Raw genomic sequence first — 23,066 nt, forward strand, 5'->3', positions numbered from 1 at the left:
ATCAGGCCGGCAGCCGCACGACCCAGGGCTCGCGGGGGAGGGACGCGGGGTCCCACCGCTCGAGCACGTCGGCGGCAGTGCGGCACCCGCTCAGGCCGAGGGACTCGCCGATCCGGCCGACGACGTCCGCGGCGCTCTCACCGCGTTCCAGCCGGTCGCGCAGCGTGACCGCACCGTCGCGCTTGGCCAGCCGCGCCCGGTCGGCGTTGACCGCCAGCGGGACGTGCGCGTACTCCGGCTCCGCACGCCCCAGCAGATGAGCGAGATACGCCTGGCGAGGCGCCGAGCTGAGCAGGTCGTCCGCCCTCGCCACCTGATCCACCCCTGCGGCCGCATCATCGACGACGACGGCGAGGTTGTAGGCCACCACCCCGTCGCCGCGGCGCAGCACCAGGTCATCCACGGCCGCGGTGACCTCACCCGCCCACAGGTCGCGCACCGTCCACTCGGCAACACCGGCACGCAGGCGCAGAGCAGGCTCGCGCCGCAGCTCCCGCATCCGGGCCCGGCCCGCCTCGCACTGGGCAGGGGTGAGGTCGCGGCAGGTGCCGGGGTAGGCGCCGGGCGGGGCATGCGGGGCGCTCGGTGCCTCGAGGATCTCTCGCCGGGTGCAGTAACACTCGAACACCAGGTCACGAGCGAGGAGCTGTGAGAGCGCCTCGTCGTAGGCCGCACCGCGCTCGGACTGGCGGACCACTTCGCCGTCCCAGTCCAGGCCGAGGGCCTCGAGGTCCTCCAGCTGACGCTGTTCGGAGCCCTCTCGCACCCGGTCGAGGTCCTCGATGCGCAGGTGGAAGGCGCGGCCGCTGCGGCGGGCCAGTACCCAGGCGAGGATCGCGGTGCGCAGGTTGCCCAGGTGCAGGTCGCCGCTGGGGGAGGGGGCGTAGCGGCCGGCAGCGCGCGGGCTCGGGGGAGCGGGCATGGGCGTCAGTCTAGGAACCGTCGGGCTCGGCTGCCGGGTGGGAGGCGCGGATTCTCACTCCTGGGCGATCGCGTCGAGCCAGCTGTAGCGCAGGCGGGTCGCTCGTTCGACGCTGGCCGTCGCAGCGGCGAGACCGAGCGCGACATTGCCCCACGTGGGCACGGCGACAGGCGAGGTGAACTGTCCGAACTTCTCGGTCACCGGCGGGATGCCGGTGAGCACTTCGAGGAGCTGGGGAACGGCGAGAGCCGTGCACGTGAGAAGGACGAGCAGCGAGAGGACTCCGATCGCCCGACTGCGAAGGGGGTGCTCCTTCTCCAGCCGCGCCCGTCGTCCTTCGGCCGAGCGCGTGTCCGGCAGCAGCTGGCGCTGGGGTCCGTGCTCGGGAACGTAGTGGCAGCGGCGCAGCCCGAAGGCCGAGGGGGTCACCTCGATGACCCCTCCCTCGACAGGGAAGGCGGCGGGAAAGGTGGAGGTGGCGATGTGTCGGTCGTCGAGGAAGAGGTGTGCTTTTCCCTTGCCGTCCTCGGTCGCGATCCGCTGCCAGTAGGGGACGTCCACGGCGTAGACCTGCTGAGTCTCCAGAGGGAGGTAGAACAGTGCGCGGGAGAGCTGGTGCCACCAGCGGAACGGCCGGAGGCGTCGACCGGTACCGGGTGTGATGCGCCGTGCGGACCGCTTGTGGCGTCGGCTCCGATCCATCTCACGTCTCGCTCGGGGGCTCGGTGACGGGTGCCTCGGCGGCGAGCAGTGTTTCGAGCCGCTGCAGGGTTCGGAGCTGGGCGCCGTGGTAGAGCTCCACCAGGGCGTGCGCGAGGATCAGCCCGGCCGCGTCGGCCCCATGGGGAGAGCGCTCCAGGGCGTCGGTCAGCTCCGGGTGCTTCGTGCGCGTCCGTCGAGCCGCGGGAACCATGCGGCGGGCGAGATCCTCGATCTCCGCGTCCGTGGCCTCGGCGGGAAGACGATCGAACTCGAGATCGGTCGGCTCGGGTTCGAGGACGGCCTGCCGGAAGGACTCCAGCGTCGGACCGTCGAACACGGTGGTGTACACGGCGAGCAATCCACGCTGTGACTCCGAGAGACTCGATGCCACCGCGGCGAACCCGGCCGGGGTCTCGGCGGGAGCCTGATGGGACATCAGCTCTGCAAGGTCCTTGCGTGCCCCCTGCAGACGACGGATCCTCGCCTCGAGCTCGGCGTCCAGGCTGCGGATCTCCTTGGATGATGCGGCGGCGCCCGGAGCCGAGGCGGCGATCCGCGTCAGCGGGATCCCCAGCGCACTGAGCCGACGGATCCGCACCAGCTGCACCAGATGCTGGATGCCGTACTGCTTGTAGCCGTTCGAGGCCCGCTCGGGCTCCGGCAGCACGCCGATCCGGTGATAGTGCCTCACGGTGTTGAGCGTGGTGCCTGCGATCCGCGCCAGCTGACTGGTGCTCCAGACCATGCGGACACTCCTTTCCGGTGCACCCATCATGGCACAAGCAGACCGAAGACCACGGGCAGCAGGTACACGAGCGACAACGCTTCGTAGACGGCTCCGGCCACGAGCAGTGCCAGGGCGGCGAGGGCCAGCCAGGCCATGCGCCGCAGTCCGCCGAGGTAGCCCCGCCGGTGGCTCTGCTGGCCGACCGTCGCGGGGCGCAGCCATGCCCGGCCCAGGACATAGGCACCGAGCATCATCAGCACGTACGCCTGGAACTCGATGACCATGGTCGGCACATGTGGGATCAGGGAGATCCGCGTGGCCGTGTCCACCGGCGCGAGGGTCATCCCCGTGGTCACGGCGAAGTAGGCGAAGACGGCGATCCCGGAGAAGGGGATCACCAGCGACGGGACCACGATGGTCGCCACGATGATGCGGCCGATGTTGACGGCGAGGATGGTCAGGGCGAACAGCCACGGCGAGGACAGCAGCGAGGTCACGAGGTCCGCGTCCCCACTTGCCTGCAACCCGGTGCGCTGCGACGCGGTGACCTCAGGAAACAGCATCCCGATGGCCATCCCGAGCACCAGCAGGCCGTACGCCATGACGTTGAGCAGACGATAGGCACGGCGATGCTCTCGCATGAGCGAGAGCGGTTCATGGATCAGACGCACGGCGGGTGCTCCTCGGTGACCGGTGGGTGTGACCGACAGGGTCGCCGGTCACCACGAGGGCACACCATGTTCTCGGTACATGGTCAAGCGCAGGCGTCAGGAGAGGTGTGCGCGCACCTGCTCGTCAGGCACCCGGCCGGACGAGGAGGACGTCGCCCGGGCGGTCGCCGGGGACGGGGCGGTCCGTCGCAGCGGCGCGGAAGCCCAGGCGCGCGGCCAGGGCACGGGAGGCGGCGTTGCCGGCCGCCGTCACGGCCACCACCTCGCGTCCACGGGCACCGAGCACGGGGTGGCCGAGCACAGCGGCCATCGCCTCGGTGGCCACGCCGCGGCCGACCGCCTCGGGATCCAGCCGCCAGTAGGCGCTGAGCAGTGCGGAGTCACCGGAGGCGGAAGCTGCTTCGGTTGCGCGGTCGCGCTCGCCGTCGGCCTCGAGCGTGGCGAGCCCGACCACGCCGAGCAGGCCGGCAGGCAAACCGGTCCTCCCACGCGTGCGCACCGCGAAGTACCCGGATCCGTGCCGTTGCCAGTGCTCGATCCAGCGGGAGAGCACCCAGCGCATCTGGGCGCGCGCGGTCAGCGGCTCGGTGAGGTCGTCGACGAACGCGCGGGCATCGGCGTGGAGGGAGAACAGTTCCTCGAGATCGCCCTCGCGGACCGGTGACAGCCGCAATCGAGGCGTGGAGATTTCGGCTCCGTGCGCAGCAGATCCAGCGGGCGCACGCCCAGCGGACGTACGCGGAGCAGACGCAGACCCAGCGGGGACAGACGCATCGGGGACAGACGCAGCGGGACCAGGCCCGGCGGGGGCAGACGCAGCGACGGCGCGACGATCACCGTCGGAGGACGGGATCGCCGCGCCGTGCACTGAAAGTTCCGTTGCCCGCGTCGTGGAGCGACGCGTCAGGGGTGAGGGCTCAGGAGTCGCCGCGGTGGGTGCCGCGTTTCTCGTCGTCCTGCGCCGCATCGCTCTCGGCCGGGTCCGAGTCGACCTTGACCTCCTTGGGCTCCACGTCGGAGGGACGATCCTCGCCCTTCAGGGCCTGGGCCACGTCACCGGCGTCGGCCGAGCCGACGGTGTCGGAGACGGTGGAGGAATCGGACTCGCTGGAGGCGGAGGCCGGGTAGTGGGCGCGAGCGAAGTCCGCCGGCGGGGCCCAGGGGTCCTCGACCGGACGGGTCTTCTGCCACACCACGTAGCCCGCGGCGGCACCGGCGGCAGCCAGGCCGAGGACGAGCAGCACCTTGCCGGCGCGGCCCTTCTTCTTCGCCGCCGGGGTGGGCGCGAGAGCGGCGGCCTTGATGTCGCCCTGCCCCTTGTCGATCTCCTTGCGAGCGGCCTCGACCGCGGCGCGCAGGACGGAGTTGGTCGTCTCGGCGGTCTTGCGGGCGCGGGGGAGGTAGTCCTCCTGCACGTCACGCTTGAACTTGTCGGCACGGGGGCCGAGGTTCTGCGAGAGCTCCGAGAACTTCTCGCTCTGCTGACGGAAGCGCTCTTCGACGCCGGGACCGTACTGGTCCACCAGCCCGCTCGCCCGGAGGCGAGCCTCGCGCGCGCCCTCGGACACCACCGGACCGACGTTGGCCGCGAGCTTCTGCAGCTCCTGGACGGCCTTGTCAGCGCTCCCGGCCGTCGCCCCGGCGGCAGCCGCCGTCTTCGCGGCCTGCTTCTTGGCCTTCTTGGTTTCCCGCTTGGTGGTCAGCGCCATGAGCTTCCCCTTTCGGTCGAATCCGCCGGGTCGGGCCGACGGTGGTCCCTGGGCCGCGGCACCCCTGAGGGGATGACTCGACCCGTGTGGCACAACTCTAACGCGAGCGAGTATGAACGCACCCAGACGACCGGTCAGGATCGAACCGGCCGACCGGTCGGCGCTGGCCCCGTCCGACGCTCTGCCGTCCCTCTGCTGTGCGATGGGGACGCAGGATTCCTGCAGCAGCGTCTGTGCGAGGATGACGCCATGTTCGCAACTCTGCACACCAACCACGGGGACATCCGTCTCGAGCTGTTCCCGGACCACGCACCCAAGACCGTCGACAACTTCGTCGGCCTCGCCGAGGGCACCCGCGAGTTCACCGACCCCGAGAGCGGCGAGAAGGTCACCCGTCCGTTCTACGACGGCGTCGTCTTCCACCGCATCATCTCCGGCTTCATGATCCAGGGCGGGGACCCGATCGGCACCGGCACCGGCGGTCCCGGCTACACCTTCGACGACGAGATCTCCGAGAAGAACTTCAACGAGCCCTACGTGCTGGCCATGGCCAACGCCGGCAAGCGCATGAACGCCATCACCGGCCAGCCCGCCGGCACCAACGGCTCGCAGTTCTTCATCACCCTCGGCCCCACCCCGCACCTGCAGGGCAAGCACACCGTCTTCGGCCAGGTGGCCGACGAGGACTCCAAGAAGGTCGTCGACGAGATCGGTGCCGCCAAGACCGATATGCGCGACCGTCCCCTCGAGGACATCGTCATCAACTCGGTGACCATCGAGAAGTGAGCCCCACGGCCTCGAACTTGACCTGGGCGCAGCCCCGAGGCCACCTCGGCCCGATCCCGGCCCGGTAACCGCGGGCCGGATCGTCGCCCGATGCAGCGGCACCTCCCGGAGCAGATCTCGCACGAGACGCTCCGTGAGGTGCCGCTGTCGTATGCAGCCGGGTCCGTCGGCCCCCGCCACTAGTCTCGCGTCATGACGCAGCGACACCTCGCCGGTGCCCGGATCCTCGCGCAGGGCCTCGCCGGCCCGCGCTGCTTCGACAGCCCGACGGAGGCGGCCCATGCCTTCGGCGCCCATCAGGGACAGGACCTGGCCGGCGTGATGGCGTCGCTGGCGCTGCGCACCGGCGGCGAGCTCGAGCCGGTGCTCGCCGCCTTCGACCGCGCAGAGATCGTGCGCGGCTACCCGATGCGCGGAACCGTCTTCGCCGTCGCCGCGGACACCCTCGCCTGGCTCACCCAGCTGTGTGCGGCCGGCCCGCTGCGCGCCTCGATCGGTCGCCGAGCCCAGCTGGGCCTGGACGAGGAGCATTTCCGGCGGGCCGCGGACGTGCTCGTCGAACTCGTCACCCCGGCCTCGCAGCGCGGCGTGGGACGGGGCGTGCTGCGCAAGGACCTCATGGCCGCCTGGGAGGCGGCCGGCGTGGCGACCGACGGTGGCCGCGGCTATCACCTGCTCACCTACTTCCTGGCCTCCGGGCTGGTCGCTCTCGGCCCGTGGCGCGAGCAGGAGACCGCCGTGGTGCTGGCCTCTGCCTGGCTGCCACCGCGCTCGGACCTCGAGGGGGCTTTCGGGGGCGATGAGACCGCGGCGATCGCCGAGCTCGCCCGGCGGTACTTCACCAGTCACGGCCCGGCAGGGGAGCGGGACCTGGCCTGGTGGTCGAAGCTCCCGCTGGGAAGGATCCGCTCAGCGCTGCCCCAGATCACGGAGCGGCTGGAGACGGGCTGGGCCGACGGGGACGGGCGGCTGCACACCACTGCGGCCGACGCCCGCTCCGGCGGCGGCGAACAGCTGTGGTGGCGACCGGGGCTGGCCGAGGACTATGCGGCGCGGGAGAAGGAGACCATGCGGGAGATGCTGCTGCCGGGGTTCGACGAACTCGTCCTGGGCTACCGGGACCGCCTGTACCTGATGGACGAGAAGCGCCACCAAGCGCTCGTGCCCGGCAACAACGGCGTCTTCAAGCGCGCCGCGATCCGCCGCGGAGAGATGCGCGGGACCTGGACCCGGAAGGGCCCTGCCCGCCGACGGAAGCTCGACCTCACCGAGCTGCACCCGATCAGCGCCTCCCAGCGAGCCCGGTACGAGAAACTCTTCGCCGCCTTCCCCTACACCTCGCCCTGAGCCGAACCTCTTGGCAGCGCGCGGCTCCGGCCCAGGTCCCCGTGGTGGAATGGACGCCATGGAACGCCCCAGCTACGGCTACAGCGCCGAGGACAACCCTGACCCGCAGGGCCAGCCGGTCTGCCCCCGCCACCCCGACCGGGTGAGCTACGTGCGCTGCAAGCGCTGCGACCGTCCGGCCTGCCCGGACTGCCAGCGACCGACATCAGTGGGGGTGCTCTGCGTCGACTGCGAACGGGAGATCTCCCGGCAGCAGGCATCGGCACGGCCGCGCAACGCGATGGGCGGGACCATCGGGGCTCGTCGGCCCTACGTCACCTACACCGTCATGGCCCTGTGCATCCTGGCCTACGTCGGCCAGACCGTCGCGGGCGATCTCGTCTACCAGCTGGGCGTCTTCGCCCCGTTCCGTGCCCTGGTCATGCCGTGGACCTTCCTCACCGGCGGCTTCCTGCACGGCGGCATCATGCACCTGGTGCTGAACATGTGGGCCCTGTGGGTGGTGGGCCAGTACCTCGAGCAGACCATGGGCCACGTGCGGTTCGCGGCGGTCTACTTCGTCTCGGTCCTCGCCGGCCACATGGCCGTCTACCTGCTCACCGACCCGCTCAGCCAGGCCTGGTACGGCGGCACGCTCGGGGCCAGCGGCGGCGTGTTCGGGCTGTTCGCCGCGATGTTCGTCGTCAACCGGCGGATGGGCGGGCAGACCGCCCAGATCGCGGTGCTGATCGTGCTGAACCTCGTCATCACCTTCACCGTTCCCAACATCTCCTGGCAGGGTCACCTGGGCGGGCTCATCATGGGCGGCCTGGTCACCGCCGGGATGTTCGCCCTGCGTCCCAAGGCGACACCGGGGGTGGACCGGCAGGCGCTCGCCCGGCGCTCGGCGATGGTCCACGTGGGGATCGTGGCGTGCGGGGTGCTGCTGTGCGTGGCGCTGGTCGCCGCCAAGACGGTCATGCTCCCCGCCTGACGCCTGACGCCTGACGCCTGACGCCTGACGCCTGACGCCGGCGCACTCGGGCTCGGCGCCGGACCCCGGGATCGCCCGGCACAGAGACCCCCGCGGGCGAATCACATGGCTGTGACTATCCCCAGCTGTGGACGGGGATGTGGAGAAATGGCCAACGGCGGGGGACCGAGCGAGCATCACTGTGGAAAACTCGCCGTCCGTGGTGGACGCGCGGTGTGGACGGCCGGAGCGACGATCCTCCGTGCCTCCCGCAGCGCGCTGTGCCTGAACTGCTCTGGCCAGCGTCTTCGTCGCGCACGGGTCCGGTGCAATCGCATCCGGCCGTCGGGCCCCTGCTCGGCTGATAATGCGCATGACCTGCGCGTTCGGTTCTCGGTCCTGCAGGCGGCCACGAGCCGGCGGCTGGTGTGGACAACGCTCGTCCGCCATTCGCCTGGGGACACGCTGTACATGGGCTCGATGTGGCTCGTACCTGGTGAACTACACGTCTGTCATTCATCCACCGTTGTGGACAGTGATGTGGACAGCCGGGCTCAGCGGTCCGTGCACGAGCCGTCGGCCGCGGCAGCACGGAGTGCCATCGGGAGTTTTCCACGTGCTCTGCCCGTCAGGAAGAGCCGATGTGGGGGCTCAGGCAGGAAGGCCTTCGCAGTGACCGGGCGGCGCCACCGGGCCACGCCGGTCGCGGACGGTCAGTGCAGCGCGCCGCCGCTGACTCGTACATCCGACGGGGCGCCCAGTGCGACCTCCGTGAGACGCACCAGGCCGGCAGCGGCCACTCCGACGTCGACCGCGTCGGTCGACGGCACGTGGACGAACCCGCCGCGGATCGCGCCGGCGGCCCCGGTCCCGGTGGCCACCAGGTGCTGCAACCGATAGAAGACGTCGTTGCACACGTACGTGCCCGCCGTCTGCGACACCGAGGCCGGGATGGCCTCGGCGGACAGTGCTGCGACCATCGCCTTGATCGGAAGATCGGTGAAGTATGCGACCGGGCCGCCGGTGATCACCGGCTCGTCGATCGGTGCGGCTCCGGCGTTGTCGGGGATGCGGGCATCGCGGATGTTGATCGCCACCCGCTCCGGCGTGATCGCGGTGCGCCCGGCGGCCACGCCTGTCGCGATCACGAGCCCTGGACGGTGTTCGCGCACAGCCGTCTCGAGCAGGTCCCCGGCGCGACCGAACTCGACGGGCAGTTCGACGTCCTGGACCGCGACCCCGCGGTCACGCAGCATGGGCGCCGCCCGCCGCACCGCCTCCCATGAAGGGTTCTCGAGCTCGCCGCCGAAGGGCGCGAAGCCGGTCAGGAGTACGTCGATGGTCATCGTCGGAGCCTATCGCCGGCACCGGGACGGCCCGCTGCGCGAGCGGTCACGCGGACACCCATGAGACGTGATACAGATCACATGAGTCTTAGGGGCTCAACTTTGGAATACGGCGTGGGGCCCAGGTGTTGTGCGGGGTGAGAGCGCCAGGGACGGCGCGCTCCGCAGGTTCTTCGATGTACGACCGAGACACTCCAGGAGGTTCATCATGGCTCGCACGTTCTCTCCGTTCCAGGAAGTCGATCGACTCTTCACCGATCTCACCCGTACCCCCGCCTCCGTCGGCATGCCGATGGATCTCTACCGTGACGGTGACAGCTTCACGGCGGAGATCGACCTGCCGGGCGTGGACCCCTCCAGCATCGACGTGGACGTCGATGACCGCACCCTGACCGTCCGCGCCGAGCGCTCGGGCTCGACCCCGCAGAGCGAGCGCACGTGGCTGACCCGCGAGCGTCCCAGCGGCACCTTCGCCCGACAGATGACACTGGGCAGCCGGGTCGCTCTGGATCGCATCCAGGCCGACTACGCCGACGGCGTGCTGCGCCTGACGATCCCGATGGCCGAGGAGGCCAAGCCGCGCAAGATCGCGGTGGGCCACAGCGACCGTTCGCAGGAGATCACCTCGAGCGAGAGCGGCTCGGGCCAGGACTCGAACCAGGCCCAGACCCTCGAGGGGTCGACGTCGGACCAGAAGGCGGAACCCGTCGGGGTGTGACCGGACCGGCCGGGACCCGGGTGCGTTCAGCAGGCTGACCCTGCCGGGTCGCCGGCAGGGTCAGCGCAGCGCCCCGCCCGAGGACCCGACCAGCAGCCCAGGCCGGGGTCGGTCGCCGCAGCCAGTCAGCTGGCGCGACGACCGGCCCCGGCCTCCTCATGCCTGATCCCGGCGCGGTCCCCGCTGACCCCGACGCCCTCCCCGCCGGGCCCGACGCCTCTCCGCCGGGCCCGACGCCCTCTCAGCCCGGCTCGCGCGTCTGCCACGGCGGCCTCGCGAGCGTGGTCGTGGAACGGGCATCCGGACCGGCTGCGGGATGCGGCCGGTGTGCCTAAGGTGGGGCGATGGAGACGCGCCCCGGCCTCGACGTGCTGTACCCGCCCCTCGGCCTGAGCATCCGCGCGGGCGACCTCACTCTGCGTCCGCTCGCCGATGCCGATCTGCCGGAGTACGCGGAGCTGATCCGTCGGCCGATCTTCGAGGATCCCGAGGTGCCCTACGCGTTCCCCTGGTACCGCGCCGAACCGGATGTGCGCGTGCGCGAGGCGGTGAAGTTCCAGTGGCGGATGCGCTCGAACGTCTCGCCCGAGTCGTGGGCCCTGAACTTCGGGATCTGGGCCGACGGGCGCCTGATCGGATGCCAGGACGTCTCCGCCCAGCGCTTCGCCGACCGACGCACGGTCGGGACGGGCTCCTGGCTGACCCTGGACGCCCACGGCAACGGCTACGGGAAGCTCATGCGCCAGGCGATGCTCGTCCTCGCCTTCGATCACCTCGGAGCGCAGCGGGCCGAGTCCTCGGCGGGCATGGGCAACGACGCGTCCTTCGGCGTCTCCCGGGCCTGCGGGTACGTCGACAACGGGACGCACGTGTCCACCGACGGGGATCCGATCGTTCTCGAGCAGCGCTTCCTGGTCACGCCGGAGATGTTCCGGCGCCCGGAGGTGCCGGTCGAGGTGGAGGGGTTCACCGGCGAGCTGCGAGCGATGCTGGGAGCCTGAGCCGGATACTCGTCCGGCCCCTGCTCCCCGGGCTCGCGCTGCCGCGCCAGTGGCTCCCGGCTCGCGGTCCACCGGCTCCCGGGTCGCGGTCCACGGACGCCGCTGATCCCCGCTACATCGACTCCTGCCACGCCTGGTACAGCGCCGCGAACCGGCCGCCGGCACGCACCAGCTCCTGCGGGGAGCCGTCCTCGACCACCTCGCCGCCGTGGACCACGAGCACCCGGTCCGCGATCATCACCGTGGTCAGGCGGTGGGCGATGATCAGCGAGGTGCGCTGGCCCAGCAGGCGCGTCAGGCCTTCCTGGACCATGCGCTCGGAGGGGATGTCCAGCGAGCTGGTGGCCTCGTCGAGGATCAGCACCCGCGGGTCGGCGAGGAAGGCGCGGGCGAAGGAGATCAGCTGCCGCTGACCGGCCGAGACGCGCCCGCCGCGCTTGTTCACGTCGGTGTCGTACCCGTAGGGCAGGGACTCGATGAAGGAGTCGGCGCCGATCGCCTTCGCGGCCCTCTCGATCTCCTCGCGGCTCGCGCCCGGCTTGCCGAGCGCGATGTTGTCCGCGACGGTCCCGGAGAACAGGTAGGCCTCCTGGGTGACCATGACGATGTTGCGCGTGAGGTCCTTCATCGAGATGTCCCGCAGGTCCACGCCGTCGAGCTTCACGCTGCCCTCGGTCGCGTCGTAGAAGCGCGAGATGAGCTTGGCGACGGTGGACTTGCCGGCACCGGTCTGGCCCACCAGCGCGACCGTCTGCCCGGCGGAGATGTGCAGGTCCATCGGCTTCAGTACCAGCGGACCGTCCGCGCTGTAGCGGAAGGAGACGTCCTCGAAGTCGATCTGGCCGCTCGAGGTCGGCATCGGGGTGGGGTCCTGGGGCTCCTTGACGGTGGGCTGGACGGCCAGCAGGTTCGCGATCTTCTCGAGCGCGGCCACCGCGGACTGGAAGGCGTTGTAGAAGTTCGCGATCTCGTCGACCGGCTGGAAGAAGCGGCGCGAGTAGAGCACGAGCGCCACCAGCACGCCCACCTGCAGATCGCCGTTCATGACGCGGAACCCGCCCACGACCAGCACGGCCGCGATGGTCACGTTGGCCAGGAAGCGCAGCGTCGGCTGGTAGATGCCGAAGACGTTGACCGAGCGCAGCGAGGCGTCGCGGTAGTCCTGGGCGAGGTCGTCGAACTCCTGCTGATTGCGCTCCTCCTTCCGGAAGGCCTTGACCGCGCGGATGCCGGCCATGGCCTCCACGAAGTGGACGATCAGACGGGCGGAGTGGGAACGGATCGCCCGGTACTCGATCCGCGAGCGCCGCTGGAACCACTTGGTGAGCATCACGCAGGGGACCAGCATGAGCAGCATGACGATCCCCGTCTGCCAGTCCATGACCACGATCAGCACGATCGTGAACACCATGGACAGCGAGGCGCCCACCATCACGTTCACGCCCGAGTCCAGCAGCTCGCGCAGTGCCTCCATGTCGGAGGTCTGCCGGGAGACGATCCGGCCCGAGGTGTAGGACTCGTGGAACTCGAGGTCCTGGCGCTGGGTGAAGCGGAAGACGCGGCGGCGCAGCGAGAGCAGCATCTTCTGGCCGACCACGACGGATTGCCGCACGTAGCCGTAGGTGAGCACGCCGCCGACGATCGCGGCGCCGAGGTGCATCGCCGCGGCCTGGAAGGCCGGGATGCTGTTGCCCTCCATCAGCTGCGGCAGCGCGTTGTCGATGCCCCAGGCGATGATCGCGGGCCCGGCCACCACGGCGAGCTGGGCGATGATGACCATCAGAGCCATCAGAGCGAACTGGCCCTTCACGGGGGCGATCAGCTCGCCGAGCAGCTTGAAGGACCTCTGCCGCGAGAGCTTGTTCTCCTCGGGGGAGAGGACTCGCTGTTCGTCGTCGTTCTGGTCCTGCAGGGTCGCGGTGCTCATCGCCCCTCCTCCCGGTCGCTGTGGTCCTGGTCGGAACGGCCGGCGGCAGGGATCCCCGCCGTGACGGTCACGGCATCGGTGTCGGCATCGGCATCGGCGCCGGTGCGGACCTGGCCCTCGTCCTGCCCCGCGCGGAGGTCAGGTGGCGCCTCGCCGTCACCGTCTGGCCCGTGCTCCACGTCGGCGGAGCCCTGGAGGCCTCGCAGGTCGAGCTCCCCGGTGAGGGTCTCGATGTCCTGGTCGCGGCGCACCTCCTCCTCCTGGTTGGCGATCACCCAGCGGTAGCGGGGAGAGCTCGCCATCAGTTCGGTGTGGGTGCCCACGGCGACCACCCGGCCACGATCGAGCAGGGCGACGCGGTCGGCGAGGGCCACGGTGGAGGTGCGGTGGGCGACGATCAGCGTGGTCGTGCCCTCGAGCACCTCGCGCAGGCGGCCGGTGACGTTCTCCTCGGTCTTGGTATCCAGTGCCGAGAGCGGATCGTCCAGCAGCAGCACGGCCGGGCGGGCCGCGATCGCACGGGCGAGAGCCAGACGCTGGCGCTGGCCGCCGGAGAGGCTCATGCCCTCCTCCCCGATACGGGTGTCGACCGCGTCGGGCAGGTCGAAGGCGAAGTCGGCGTCGGCCGTGGACAGGGCGAGCTCGAGCAGCTTCTCGGACTCCTCCTCGCTCAGCGACCGATCTGCACCCAGCAGGACGTTCTCCCGCACCGACCCGGAGAACAGGGTGGCGTCCTCGAAGGCGAAGGCGGTCAGGGTGCGCAGGTCCACGAGATCTATGTCCCGGGTCTCGACCCCGTCGATCGAGATGGTGCCGGCGGTGACGTCGTACAGCCGCGGGACGAGCTGCAGCAGCGTGGACTTGCCGGTGCCGGTCACCCCGACCAGCGCCATGGTCTCGCCCGGGTCGATCTGCAGGTCCACGCCGTCCAGCACGTCGGGGACATGGCCGGGGGCGTCCTCGTAGCGGAAGTGGACACCGCGCAGCTCCACGGCGCCGCGGGCCGCCGCGTGGTCGATGGGCGTGGGGTTCTCCGGTGAGGTGATGCTGTTGAACTGATCCATCACCTCGTAGTGGCGATCCAGGGCGGTGGTGGCGCTGACGGCCTGCCCGAAGAGCATGCCGAGCATGCGCACCGGGCCCACCACCAGGGTCGCGGTCGCGAAGTAGGAGGCCAGCTGACCGGTGGAGATCGAGCCGTTCGCGGTCAGGTACAGCCCCACCAGGAGAGAGACACCGAGCGCGAGCTCGGGGAGCATGAACATGAACATGTCGAAGCGCGCGATGGCCGTCGCCTTGCGCACCTCGGTCTGGCGCAGTTCCTCCGCCTGCTCGGTGAAGCCTTCGAGGGCCGAGGGCCCGCGCCCGAACGCCTTGAGCACACGGATGCCCTGGACGGACTGCTCGATGGTGGTGGCCAGGTCGCCGTTCTGATCCTGGGACAGCCGCGAGAGGATCGAGAAGTTCCGGTGGAAGCGATAGGCGATGATCGAGACCGGCACGGCGGCGAGGAAGAAGATCAGCGCGAGGATCGCCGAGGAGCGCCACAGCAGCGCCATCCCCACGATCACCGTGACGGAGCTGGCCACGGCCATGATCATGCCGAAGGCGATCCACCGGCGGATGATGTTGATGTCGGTGAGCATGCGCGAGAGCAGCTGACCGGAGCCCCACCCGTCGTGGAAGGAGACCGGCAGGTTCTGGACCTTGCGGTAGAAGTCCACGCGGATCTGCTTCTCGACAGTGGTCGAGGGGGCGACGGCGAAGGTGCGACGCAGCCAGAGGAGGCCGGCTTCGAGCACACCGAGACCGAGCACGATGGCACCGCCGGTCAGGATGGTGGCGGCGACGGCGTCGTTCTCCAGGCGGTTGACGATGTGCTCGAGGACCTGGGGGATCATCAGCGCGACGATCGAGGCGGCGAGGGCGCTGAGCAGGCCGAGATAGAGGCGGAAGCGAATCGGACGGACCGTCTGCCAGAGGCGGCTCATGGTGCCGAACATGGGGAAAGGAGTCCTCAGAGGGGGAGCGGGGGTCCCGGCGGTCGGGACCGGAGTATTAGCCTAGTCAACTATTGCCGCATCCGACAGTCGTTAAGCGCATTCCGTTCAGGTGGGCCTGCATCGCCACTGGTGAGGACGTGCTGATTCGCGGCCGTTCGGTGCCGTGCGGGCGCGCCGTTTTGAGGGACGTGCCGCGTTGGACGGTCCGAGGTTCGCGCGGTGCTGGTGCGCCGGGCCGAACCGTTCAGGCGTCCGGGTTCGCCGGGGTCCACTCCCCGTAGGCCGCGTCGGACAGCAGGGCCGCGGCGCCGGCGGCGACGCCGGTCACGGTGAGCACGGCGGGCCAGGCACCGACCTTTTTCGCGAGCGGGTGCGAGAGTCCGAAGCCGAGCACGTAGGTCGCTCCGAGCACGGCAGTGGTCGCAGGGCCGCGACGGGCCAGCCACGTCCGGCCCGCATACAGCCCGGCCGCGGCGAGGACGGCGCCACCGAGGGGGCGGATCCCCGTCTCCCGGGCGGTGAGCCAGCCGCCGATCAGTCCGGTGGCGACGACCGGGGCCGTCGAGACCTCGCCGGCGGGCTTGAGGGTCATGCCTGTGCGCTTCCCGGTGCTCATGGCATGAGTCTACGTCCGGGCCGACGGGTCGTCGATCACGGTCGAGGCCCGGGACGGCCGGTGACCGGGGAGGGGTTCGACGGTCGTGCGCGAGGGCGTTCCGGGAGGGTCGGGGCGCCTCGGGGAGCGGGTCGCTCGGTGCCCCGTCATCGCCGATGTCGCCGGCGAGGCGTGCGTCATCGGCTTGCGATAACGACTGGATGACGCTCAGCCCGAATTGCGATTAGCGCAATGCACGGCTAGGGTCGGGTCCGGCCCAGCACACGAGAGACAGATCGAGAAGAGGGAAACGGCGTCCATGACTCCACCGAAACGCACGGGTAGAGCGCCTGCCGGTACGGCGGCATCGAGCTTCGTTCCCGGGGGTGGAGCCATCACGCGCCGAGCAGCCGTGGGCGGCCTGGGAGTGAGCCTGACGGCGATGCTCGCCGCGTGCGGCGGTTCTGCCGCCCCGGCGGCGAAGGTCGACCTGGAGGGACCGCCGGCACAGGGCGGATCGGTGCGCATCGGGACCGTCGGCGGCGGCGCCGCGGACACCCTGGACGGCGCCATCGCCACCAACATCGGCGACATCGCCCGTGCGGTGAATCTCTACAACACGCTGATGTACTTCGACGACGAGTACACCCTGCAGCCGATGCTGGCCACCGCCTGCACGTCGAACGAGGACGCGACCGTGTGGACCGTTCAGCTGCGCGAGGGTGTGTCGTTCTGCGACGGACGACCGCTGACGGCGGAGGACGTGATAGCCAGCTTCGAGCGGATCATCGACCCGGAGGACCCCAAGAGCGGCGCCGCCGCGCTGGCCCACCTCGAGGAGATCGAGAAGGTCGGTGATCGCACTCTCGAGTTCCGCCTCGCCAGCCCGGACACCGCTCTGGACGAGCAGTTCGCCCTGTACACCTCGATCATCGTGCCCGCCGATTTCGACCCGGCCGCCCCCGTCGGCACCGGCCCGTTCATGCTCGAGAGCTTCACGGCGGCCCAGTCCACGGTGATGACGCGGAACCCGCACTACTGGGGCGAGGAGGGCCCGTACCTCGACGGGGTCACCCTGCTGAACTTCAACGACACCGACGCCCTGGTCAACGCTCTGCTGTCCAATCAGGTCGACGCCATCGCGCAGGTCCCGCCCGCCCTGACCGAGGTCCTCGGCACCGACGAGAGGATCCGGATCCTCGACTCGGAGACCGGGATGTTCATGCCCTTCACGATGCGCGTGGACAAACCGCCCTTCGACGACGAGCGGGTCCGGCAGGCCTTCCGTCTGGCGATCGACCGCGAGGGCATGGTCGAGCAGGTCCTCTCCGGCAAGGGCGTGGTCGCCAACGACATGTTCGCCCAGGTCGATGACGCATATCCCCGCGAGCTCCCGCAGCGCACCCAGGATCTCGAGAAGGCCAAGCAGCTGCTGGCCGAGGCGGGCTACCCCGATGGCCTGGAGGTGGAGCTGGTCACCGCTCCCATCCAGGCGGGCATCGTCGAGGCCGCGCAGGTCTTCGCCGAGCAGGCCGCCGGAGCCGGTATCACCGTCAGCATCAACCGCCGGGACCTCACGGCGTACTGGACGGACTACCTCGACTACGACTTCTCGCAGTCCTTCTGGTACACCCGCAACTTCCTGACCCAGGCCAACGCCGCCACGATGCCCGGCGCGCCGTTCAACGAGACGCACTGGGAGGACCCGGAGTACATCGAGCTCGTCGAGCAGGCCCGCGCCGAGACCGACGAGGCCGCGCGCACCGAGCTCATCCAGCAGGCCATGGAGATCCTCTACGACCGCGGCGGCGAGATCATCTGGGGCTTCGCGAACCAGATCGACGCCTACCAGGGCTACCTCGGGGGTCTGGTGGAGAACAGGACCGGGATCCCGCTGTCGGGCTTCCGACTGGACCGTGTGTGGATCGGAGATGTGGCGTGATCCTTCGACTCATCGTGCGACGGCTGGCCATCAGCGTCGTCATCCTCTTCGCCGTCTCCCTGCTCGTCTTCTTCGCGACCGTGCTGCTGCCCGGGAATCCCGCCCAGGCGATCCTGGGCCAGCAGGCCACCCCGGAACGGATCGCGGCGCTGACCGAGCAGATGAATCTCGACGCCCCCGCCTGGGAGCGGTACCTCAGCTGGCTCGGCGGGCTGCTGACCGGCGACCTGGGCACCTCGGTGGCCTCCGGTGAGCCGGTGGCCGCACTGCTGGCCGACAGGGTCGGTGCCTCCGTGTTCCTCATGGTCATCGCGGCTCTGATCAGCGTTCCCACCGGGATCGTGCTGGGCATCTGGTCCGCGCTGCGCCGGGGCCGGGCGGCCGACACCGTGCTCACCGGTCTCTCCCTGGTGCTGGCGGCGCTGCCGGAGTTCGTCATCGGTATCGCGCTGGTCGCCTTCTTCTCCACGACCGTGCTCACGGTCCTGCCGGCGGTGACGATGTCGCCCCCGGGAAGCCAGGTGTGGGACTTCCCCAGCCAGCTCATCCTGCCCACTGCCGTGCTCGTGCTGGTCGTGACGCCGTACATCGTGCGGATGATGCGCGCGACCATGCTCGAGGTGCTCGACTCCGGGTATGTGGAGATGGCCCGCCTCAAGGGCGTCCCCGAGCGGCGGGTGCTGCTGCGTCACGCTCTGCCCCAGGCCATCGGCCCGGTCGCGCAGGTGGTGGCGATCCAGCTGGCCTGGATGGCCGGCGGGGTGGTCGTCGTCGAGTTCCTGTTCCGCTACCCGGGCCTCGGGCAGGCCCTGATCGACGCCGTGAACTACCGGGACGTGCAGGTGGTCCAGGCGGTGACGATGATCGTCGCGGTCATCTACGTCCTGGTGAATCTCCTGGCCGACATCGTCGGCATCCTGGCCAACCCGAAGCTGCGCACCGGAGGCGAGAAGTGATGACGGACCTCTCCACAGACCCCGCCGCGGAGCGCGCGGGCGACGACGCCGCACCACGCGAGGACGCCGCACCACGCGGGGACGCCGCACTGCACGCCCCGCGGCAGCCCCGCAACACGGTGCTCGCCCGCTTCTGGCGTCAGGGGCAGGCCAAGGTGGGCACCGCCCTCACCCTCGCCGTGCTCGCCGCGGCCTTCCTGGGCCCGCTGCTGCTGCCGTGGGCCACCGGCTACACCGCCACCGAATTCGCCGACCGGCCCTTCCAGGGCTCCGGGGCGTTCGGCACCGACAACCTCGGCCGGGACGTGCTCTCGCGCTTCCTGGCCGGTGGCACGTCCCTGATCCTCTACGCGGTGCTGGCCACCGCGCTGGGCCTGATCCTCGGTCTGCTGTTCGGCGTGATCGCCGCCTACGCCGGAGGCCGGCTGGACTCGCTGATCATGCGCGCCAACGACGTGCTGCTGGCGATCCCGCAGCTCGTGTTCGCCCTGCTGGCCATCACCGTGCTCGGCCCCCAGGGCTGGGTGCTGGTCACCGTCATCGCGATCACCCACGCCCCGCGCATCGCCCGGGTCGCCCGCTCGGCCGCGCTGGACGTGATCCACGAGGACTACATCCGCGCCGCCGAGATGTACGCGGTGCCCCGCGCCCGCATCCTCGTCCGCGAGATCCTGCCCAACATCACCGGCCCGCTGACGGTCGAGGCCGGGCTGCGGCTGACGTACTCCATCGGTGCCATCGCCTCCCTGTCCTTCCTCGGACTGGGGATGCAGCCTCCCGCCGCCGACTGGGGGCTGATGATCAACGAGAACCGCATCGCCCTGGCCCTGCAGGCCTGGGGCGTGATGCTGCCGGTGCTCGCGATCGCCGTGCTGACCATCGGAACCAACCTGATCGCGGACTCCGTCGCTCGCGCGTCGGCGAGCGCGAACGTAGGGGAGAAGTGATGTCGAGAACTGCTCAGAGCGACATGGCCCGGACCGCCACCGGCGCCCCGATGGTCGAGGGCTCGGCCTGGCACACCCAGGCCGAGGCCGGCGGCGAGATCCTGGACATCGCCGACCTCCGCATCCACACCACCGCGCAGGACACCCCGGTCATCAAGGGCGTCGACCTGCGCCTGCACCGGGCGGAGATCCTGGCCGTGGTCGGAGAATCCGGCTCCGGGAAGACCACCGTCGGGCTGGCGGCGCTCGGGCACGTCCGACGAGGGCTGACCCATCGCGGCGGCGCCGTGACCCTGCACCCCTCCAACAGCACCACCGACGTGGAGATGACCGATCTCGGCGAGGCGGAGCTGCGGCGCCTGCGGGGCTCCCGCGTCTCCTACATCCCCCAGGACCCCGCCCTGTCCCTGAACCCCGGGATGCGCGTGGGCGAGCAGATCCGCGAGGTGCTCGAGGTCCACGGCTTCGGGGCGAGCTCCGCCGACCGCGACGAGCGCGTGCGGGGCGTGCTGGAGGAGGTCGGCCTGCCCTCCGATCCGTCCTACCGGCGACGCTGGCCGCACCAGCTCTCAGGCGGCCAGCAGCAGCGCATCGGCATCGCGATGGCCTTCGCGATGTATCCCGACGTGCTGGTGCTGGACGAGCCGACGACGGGTCTGGACGTCTCCACGCAGGCGCTGGTGCTGGACACCATCCGCGAGATGACGCTGGCCAACAACGTCGCCGCCCTCTACATCACGCACGACCTGGCCGTGGTCGCCGAGATCGCCGATCGTGTCGCGGTGATGCTCCAGGGTGAGCTGGTCGAGGAGGGCGACGTGGCCACGATCCTCGGTGACCCGCAGCATCGCTACACCAGGACGCTGCTGGCCGCCGTCCCGGATCTGGCCGGGAAGAACCGCATCAGCGAGTTCGAGGCCCGCCGCAAGGCCGTCGTGGCCGCCGAACGCGCGGAGGCGGTCGGCACCGACGTCGGTGATGCGGACGCCGCGGCCCCCTCCACGGGCGCCGCGGAGACCACGGAGCCCGCGCGGTTCGTCGCCGGCGAGCCCGTGCTCGAGGTCCGCGGCCTCTCCAAGGCCTACGGGGACAAGACCGTGCTCAAGGGCGTCGACCTCACTCTTCGCGCCTCCGAGTGCACGCTGCTGCTGGGGGAGTCCGGGTCGGGCAAGACCACGCTCTCGCGCGCGATCGCCGGACTGCTCGAGGACTGGACGGGCCAGGTGCGGTACGACGGGCATGATCTGGCCACCTCCACCAGGCAGCGCACCATCGAGCAGCGCGAGAACATCCAGTACGTCTTCCAGTCGCCGTTCTCCTCGCTGAACCCCCGGCGCACGCTCGGGCAGTCGCTGTCCGTGCCGCTGGAGATGTCCGGATCCCTGGACGCGGCGGCCCGCAAGGAGCGGGTGCGGGACGCGCTGGACGCCGTCCGTCTCGGCCGACGGTTCGTCGATCGCCGCCCCGGGGACCTCTCCGGCGGTGAGCGGCAGCGGGCCGCGATCGCCCGGGCCCTGGTCAACATGCCGCGGCTGCTGGTGTGCGACGAGATCACCTCCGCCCTGGACGTGTCCGTGCAGGCCAGCATCATCGACCTGCTCTCGCGGCTGCGCGAGGAGCGAGGGCTCTCGATGCTCTTCGTGACTCACAACATCGCGCTGGCACGGCACGTGGCCGAACGGGTCGCGGTGCTCGACCACGGTGAGATCGTCGACGACGGGCCGACCGGCGAGGTGCTGGAGTCCCCCAGCCACGAATACACCCGGGGCCTGCTGCAGAACGTGCCGACGCTGTGAGCCCGGCCCTCCCCGTGGTGCCCGAACGGCGTTCAGGGCGCATTGCTGGTATCGCAAGAACTGACTACGATTCAGGGCGTGATGAGTAAATCGCAAGAAGCCGATGGCGGCGAGGGCGTCCGTTCCCGCGTCCGCTCGTGCATCGACGAGTCCGGGCTGGCGCAGCGGGAGTTCGCCCGCCGTATCGACCTGGACGAGACCAAGCTGTCGAAGGCGCTGCGGGGCACCCGCCGCTTCAGCCCCGATGAGCTCATCCGTATCGCGACCGTCGGCGGAGTGACCGTGAACTGGCTGATCTCCGGCTCCGACTCCGCGTCGGGTCCGGCCGCGGTGCCGGCCGCCGCCAGCCTTCCGCGCAAGGTCCGCGACACCCCGGAGAGCGTACGCAGGCGCCAGAGCATCGTCGAGGCCGGTTGGCGGCTGTTCGCCTCCCGCGGTCTGCACGGGGTGCGCACCTCGGACATCGCCGCCGACTGCGGGCTCAGCACGTCGGCCGTCCATTACTACTTCCCCAGCAAGCGCGAGCTGTTCGAGGAGGCTCTGCGCTACTCGGTGAAGATGGCCTTCGACCGCCAGGTGGCCTCCCTGCACCTCGTGCGCGATCCCGCCGAGCGACTCGAGCACCTGATCGGCCTGCAGCTGCCCGGCGGCGCAGAAGGCACCAGCGAGTGGTCGATCTGGCTGCAGAGCTGGTCCGAGGTCGCCGTCGGCTCCGGCTCGCAGGAGAACCAGGCCGAGGCCTATCGACGCTGGTACCGCACCGTCCGCGACATCCTGCGGGAGGGCCAGGAGGCCGGGGTCTTCGTCGACGAGCCCGTCGAGGACCTCACCACCCAGCTGACCGGCCTGATGGACGGCCTCGGCATCAAGGTCCTCATCGGCACCATCAGCGTCGAGGAGATGCGCGCCCAACTCCACCGATTCATCGCCCGCGTCATCGCCACCGGCGACTAGACCGCCCGCGACCAGGCCACCCGCGAACACTCCGGCCACCGCACGGCCGGCCGGATCCTGCACGACCCTCAGCGCCGGCTGCGATCAGCAGCACCGGCTCCCGCGATCACCCCGGCAGCCCCGCCGGGATCAGCTCCAACGCCACCTGAAAGGGGCCACCAATGAGCCGCAAGGTCATCCTCACCTGTGCTCTCACCGGCGCCGGGGACACCCCCGGCAAGAGCGAGCACGTCCCCGTCACGCCTCAGCAGATCGCCGCGGACGCGATCGCCGCCGCTCGCGCGGGCGCGTCCGTGGTCCACATCCACGTGCGCGATATCGAGACCGGCCAGGGCTCGCGCGACGTGGCCCTGTACCGCGAGGCCGTGCGACTGATCGCCGAGAGCGACGTCGACCCGGTCGTGAACCTCACCGCCGGCATGGGCGGCGACCTGGTGGTCGATCCGGAGCGGCCCACCCAGCAGCTGCCGGGCACCGACCTGGTCAACGGCATCGAGCGGCTCACGCACGTCGAGGAACTGCGACCGGAGATGTGCACCATCGACTGCGGGTCGCTGAACTTCGGCGAGGGCAGCCAGCTCTACGTCAGCACCCCGGACATGCTCCGGGCCGGGGCCGCCCGGATCAAGGAGCTGGGCGTGAAGCCGGAGATGGAGATCTTCGATACCGGCCAGCTGTGGTTCGCGAACGTCATGGTCGCCGAAGGGCTGCTCGCTCCGCCGCCGCTCTACCAGCTGTGCATGGGCATCCCCTACGGCGCCCCCGCCGATCCCGGGCTGCTCGATGCGATGGTGAACATGCTGCCCGAGGGGGCGCAGTGGACCTCGTTCGCGATCGGCCGCAACCAGCTGCGCTGGGTGGCGCAGTCGGTGCTGCTGGGCGGGCACGTGCGCGTCGGGCTCGAGGACAACCTCTACCTGCGCAAGGGCGTCAAGGCGACCAACGCGCAGCTGGTCGAAGAGGCCGCCTCGATCGTCGACAGCATGGGCGAGGCCGTGGCCACGCCCGACGAGGCCCGCGAGATCCTCGCCCTGGACAGCCTGGCGGCCACCGCATGAGCGCGGC

Annotated in this window: 21 protein-coding genes; 11 read left to right on the forward strand and 10 right to left on the reverse strand. The window is 70.4% G+C overall.

The window, feature by feature from the left end:
* Nucleotide 1 precedes the first annotated feature (1 nt).
* The 6 genes from gluQRS to AC5020_RS12415 form a co-directional block, all read right to left on the reverse strand.
* Nucleotides 2-922: a tRNA glutamyl-Q(34) synthetase GluQRS gene (gene gluQRS / locus AC5020_RS12390; protein WP_464988526.1), complete on the reverse strand. Its 921-nt coding sequence runs from the start codon at nucleotides 920-922 to the stop codon at nucleotides 2-4.
* Between the two features lie 54 nt (nucleotides 923-976).
* Nucleotides 977-1,624: a hypothetical protein gene (locus tag AC5020_RS12395; protein ID WP_377018689.1), complete on the reverse strand. Its 648-nt coding sequence runs from the start codon at nucleotides 1,622-1,624 to the stop codon at nucleotides 977-979.
* A 1-nt stretch (nucleotide 1,625) separates the two neighbouring features.
* Nucleotides 1,626-2,369, reverse strand: coding sequence for a MerR family transcriptional regulator (locus AC5020_RS12400; protein ID WP_464988527.1), 744 nt, complete (start codon nucleotides 2,367-2,369; stop codon nucleotides 1,626-1,628).
* 26 nt (nucleotides 2,370-2,395) lie between these two features.
* A complete protein-coding gene (locus AC5020_RS12405; protein ID WP_464988528.1) occupies nucleotides 2,396-3,022 on the reverse strand; it encodes a hypothetical protein in 627 nt (208 codons plus the stop codon).
* A 124-nt stretch (nucleotides 3,023-3,146) separates the two neighbouring features.
* On the reverse strand, nucleotides 3,147-3,695 hold the full coding sequence (locus tag AC5020_RS12410) for a GNAT family N-acetyltransferase (protein WP_464988529.1): 549 nt from the start codon (nucleotides 3,693-3,695) through the stop codon (nucleotides 3,147-3,149).
* A gap of 244 nt (nucleotides 3,696-3,939) precedes the next feature.
* Nucleotides 3,940-4,731, reverse strand: coding sequence for a hypothetical protein (locus AC5020_RS12415; protein ID WP_377018693.1), 792 nt, complete (start codon nucleotides 4,729-4,731; stop codon nucleotides 3,940-3,942).
* Between the two features lie 249 nt (nucleotides 4,732-4,980).
* Between AC5020_RS12415 and AC5020_RS12420 the strand changes: the two genes are divergently transcribed.
* The 3 genes from AC5020_RS12420 to AC5020_RS12430 all read left to right on the forward strand — a co-directional run bounded on the left by AC5020_RS12420 (nucleotide 4,981) and on the right by AC5020_RS12430 (nucleotide 7,837).
* The gene (locus AC5020_RS12420) at nucleotides 4,981-5,517 is read left to right on the forward strand and encodes a peptidylprolyl isomerase (RefSeq protein ID WP_377018694.1); all 537 of its coding nucleotides are present in this window, start codon (nucleotides 4,981-4,983) and stop codon (nucleotides 5,515-5,517) included.
* Nucleotides 5,518-5,709: 192 nt separating this feature from the next.
* Nucleotides 5,710-6,864: a winged helix DNA-binding domain-containing protein gene (locus AC5020_RS12425; RefSeq protein ID WP_464988530.1), complete on the forward strand. Its 1,155-nt coding sequence runs from the start codon at nucleotides 5,710-5,712 to the stop codon at nucleotides 6,862-6,864.
* Nucleotides 6,865-6,922: 58 nt separating this feature from the next.
* Entirely contained in the window at nucleotides 6,923-7,837 is a 915-nt protein-coding gene (locus tag AC5020_RS12430) for a rhomboid family intramembrane serine protease (RefSeq protein ID WP_464988531.1), read from the forward strand.
* Between the two features lie 692 nt (nucleotides 7,838-8,529).
* Here AC5020_RS12430 and pcp read toward each other — a convergent pair.
* A complete protein-coding gene (pcp, locus tag AC5020_RS12435) occupies nucleotides 8,530-9,162 on the reverse strand; it encodes a pyroglutamyl-peptidase I (protein WP_464988532.1) in 633 nt (210 codons plus the stop codon).
* 208 nt (nucleotides 9,163-9,370) lie between these two features.
* Between pcp and AC5020_RS12440 the strand changes: the two genes are divergently transcribed.
* Nucleotides 9,371-9,880 carry an Hsp20/alpha crystallin family protein gene (locus AC5020_RS12440; protein WP_377018699.1) on the forward strand — a complete coding sequence of 170 codons (510 nt, stop codon included), beginning with the start codon at nucleotides 9,371-9,373 and terminating at the stop codon, nucleotides 9,878-9,880.
* A 344-nt stretch (nucleotides 9,881-10,224) separates the two neighbouring features.
* Nucleotides 10,225-10,881 carry a GNAT family N-acetyltransferase gene (locus AC5020_RS12445; protein ID WP_464988533.1) on the forward strand — a complete coding sequence of 219 codons (657 nt, stop codon included), beginning with the start codon at nucleotides 10,225-10,227 and terminating at the stop codon, nucleotides 10,879-10,881.
* Nucleotides 10,882-10,993: 112 nt separating this feature from the next.
* Here AC5020_RS12445 and AC5020_RS12450 read toward each other — a convergent pair whose 3' ends face one another.
* The 3 genes from AC5020_RS12450 to AC5020_RS12460 form a co-directional block, all read right to left on the reverse strand.
* Entirely contained in the window at nucleotides 10,994-12,808 is a 1,815-nt protein-coding gene (locus AC5020_RS12450) for an ABC transporter ATP-binding protein (protein WP_464988534.1), read from the reverse strand.
* A complete protein-coding gene (locus AC5020_RS12455; protein WP_494564435.1) occupies nucleotides 12,805-14,811 on the reverse strand; it encodes an ABC transporter ATP-binding protein in 2,007 nt (668 codons plus the stop codon). The genes AC5020_RS12450 and AC5020_RS12455 overlap by 4 nt, the downstream gene beginning before the upstream one ends.
* A 244-nt stretch (nucleotides 14,812-15,055) precedes the next feature.
* Entirely contained in the window at nucleotides 15,056-15,427 is a 372-nt protein-coding gene (locus AC5020_RS12460; RefSeq protein ID WP_494564436.1) for a hypothetical protein, read from the reverse strand.
* 421 nt (nucleotides 15,428-15,848) lie between these two features.
* On the opposite strand from AC5020_RS12460, the gene AC5020_RS12465 reads away from it, so the two are divergent.
* The 6 genes from AC5020_RS12465 (at nucleotide 15,849) to AC5020_RS12490 (ending at nucleotide 23,059) form a co-directional block, all read left to right on the forward strand.
* Nucleotides 15,849-17,348 (forward strand): ABC transporter substrate-binding protein, encoded by a 1,500-nt coding sequence (locus AC5020_RS12465; protein WP_464988536.1) that lies wholly within the window; start codon nucleotides 15,849-15,851, stop codon nucleotides 17,346-17,348.
* A complete protein-coding gene (locus AC5020_RS12470; RefSeq protein ID WP_494564437.1) occupies nucleotides 17,348-18,304 on the forward strand; it encodes an ABC transporter permease in 957 nt (318 codons plus the stop codon). The genes AC5020_RS12465 and AC5020_RS12470 overlap by 1 nt, the downstream gene beginning before the upstream one ends.
* Nucleotides 18,304-19,251 carry an ABC transporter permease gene (locus AC5020_RS12475; protein WP_464988538.1) on the forward strand — a complete coding sequence of 316 codons (948 nt, stop codon included), beginning with the start codon at nucleotides 18,304-18,306 and terminating at the stop codon, nucleotides 19,249-19,251. Before AC5020_RS12470 ends, AC5020_RS12475 begins: the two co-directional genes overlap by 1 nt.
* Nucleotides 19,251-21,047 (forward strand): ABC transporter ATP-binding protein, encoded by a 1,797-nt coding sequence (locus AC5020_RS12480; protein ID WP_464988539.1) that lies wholly within the window; start codon nucleotides 19,251-19,253, stop codon nucleotides 21,045-21,047. Before AC5020_RS12475 ends, AC5020_RS12480 begins: the two co-directional genes overlap by 1 nt.
* Before the next feature lie 81 nt (nucleotides 21,048-21,128).
* Complete coding sequence (locus AC5020_RS12485; RefSeq protein ID WP_464988540.1) at nucleotides 21,129-22,001, forward strand: TetR family transcriptional regulator C-terminal domain-containing protein; 873 nt, start codon at nucleotides 21,129-21,131, stop codon at nucleotides 21,999-22,001.
* Nucleotides 22,002-22,162: 161 nt separating this feature from the next.
* Complete coding sequence (locus AC5020_RS12490) at nucleotides 22,163-23,059, forward strand: beta-keto acid cleavage family enzyme (protein ID WP_464988541.1); 897 nt, start codon at nucleotides 22,163-22,165, stop codon at nucleotides 23,057-23,059.
* Nucleotides 23,060-23,066: the final 7 nt, after the last annotated feature.

This window comes from Brachybacterium sp. SYSU DS0246, assembly GCF_059391765.1.

What these genes read in the sequence shown, in the direction of transcription:
- gluQRS (WP_464988526.1), bottom strand. Translation starts at nt 922, where the DNA reads ATGCCCGCTCCCCCGAGCCCGCGCGCTGCCGGCCGCTACGCCCCCTCC.
- AC5020_RS12395 (WP_377018689.1), bottom strand. Translation starts at nt 1,624, where the DNA reads ATGGATCGGAGCCGACGCCACAAGCGGTCCGCACGGCGCATCACACCC.
- AC5020_RS12400 (WP_464988527.1), bottom strand. Translation starts at nt 2,369, where the DNA reads ATGGTCTGGAGCACCAGTCAGCTGGCGCGGATCGCAGGCACCACGCTC.
- AC5020_RS12415 (WP_377018693.1), bottom strand. Translation starts at nt 4,731, where the DNA reads ATGGCGCTGACCACCAAGCGGGAAACCAAGAAGGCCAAGAAGCAGGCC.
- AC5020_RS12420 (WP_377018694.1), top strand. Translation starts at nt 4,981, where the DNA reads ATGTTCGCAACTCTGCACACCAACCACGGGGACATCCGTCTCGAGCTG.
- AC5020_RS12425 (WP_464988530.1), top strand. Translation starts at nt 5,710, where the DNA reads ATGACGCAGCGACACCTCGCCGGTGCCCGGATCCTCGCGCAGGGCCTC.
- AC5020_RS12430 (WP_464988531.1), top strand. Translation starts at nt 6,923, where the DNA reads ATGGAACGCCCCAGCTACGGCTACAGCGCCGAGGACAACCCTGACCCG.
- pcp (WP_464988532.1), bottom strand. Translation starts at nt 9,162, where the DNA reads ATGACCATCGACGTACTCCTGACCGGCTTCGCGCCCTTCGGCGGCGAG.
- AC5020_RS12440 (WP_377018699.1), top strand. Translation starts at nt 9,371, where the DNA reads ATGGCTCGCACGTTCTCTCCGTTCCAGGAAGTCGATCGACTCTTCACC.
- AC5020_RS12445 (WP_464988533.1), top strand. Translation starts at nt 10,225, where the DNA reads ATGGAGACGCGCCCCGGCCTCGACGTGCTGTACCCGCCCCTCGGCCTG.
- AC5020_RS12450 (WP_464988534.1), bottom strand. Translation starts at nt 12,808, where the DNA reads ATGAGCACCGCGACCCTGCAGGACCAGAACGACGACGAACAGCGAGTC.
- AC5020_RS12455 (WP_494564435.1), bottom strand. Translation starts at nt 14,811, where the DNA reads ATGTTCGGCACCATGAGCCGCCTCTGGCAGACGGTCCGTCCGATTCGC.
- AC5020_RS12460 (WP_494564436.1), bottom strand. Translation starts at nt 15,427, where the DNA reads ATGAGCACCGGGAAGCGCACAGGCATGACCCTCAAGCCCGCCGGCGAG.
- AC5020_RS12465 (WP_464988536.1), top strand. Translation starts at nt 15,849, where the DNA reads ATGCTCGCCGCGTGCGGCGGTTCTGCCGCCCCGGCGGCGAAGGTCGAC.
- AC5020_RS12475 (WP_464988538.1), top strand. Translation starts at nt 18,304, where the DNA reads ATGACGGACCTCTCCACAGACCCCGCCGCGGAGCGCGCGGGCGACGAC.
- AC5020_RS12480 (WP_464988539.1), top strand. Translation starts at nt 19,251, where the DNA reads ATGTCGAGAACTGCTCAGAGCGACATGGCCCGGACCGCCACCGGCGCC.
- AC5020_RS12485 (WP_464988540.1), top strand. Translation starts at nt 21,129, where the DNA reads ATGAGTAAATCGCAAGAAGCCGATGGCGGCGAGGGCGTCCGTTCCCGC.
- AC5020_RS12490 (WP_464988541.1), top strand. Translation starts at nt 22,163, where the DNA reads ATGAGCCGCAAGGTCATCCTCACCTGTGCTCTCACCGGCGCCGGGGAC.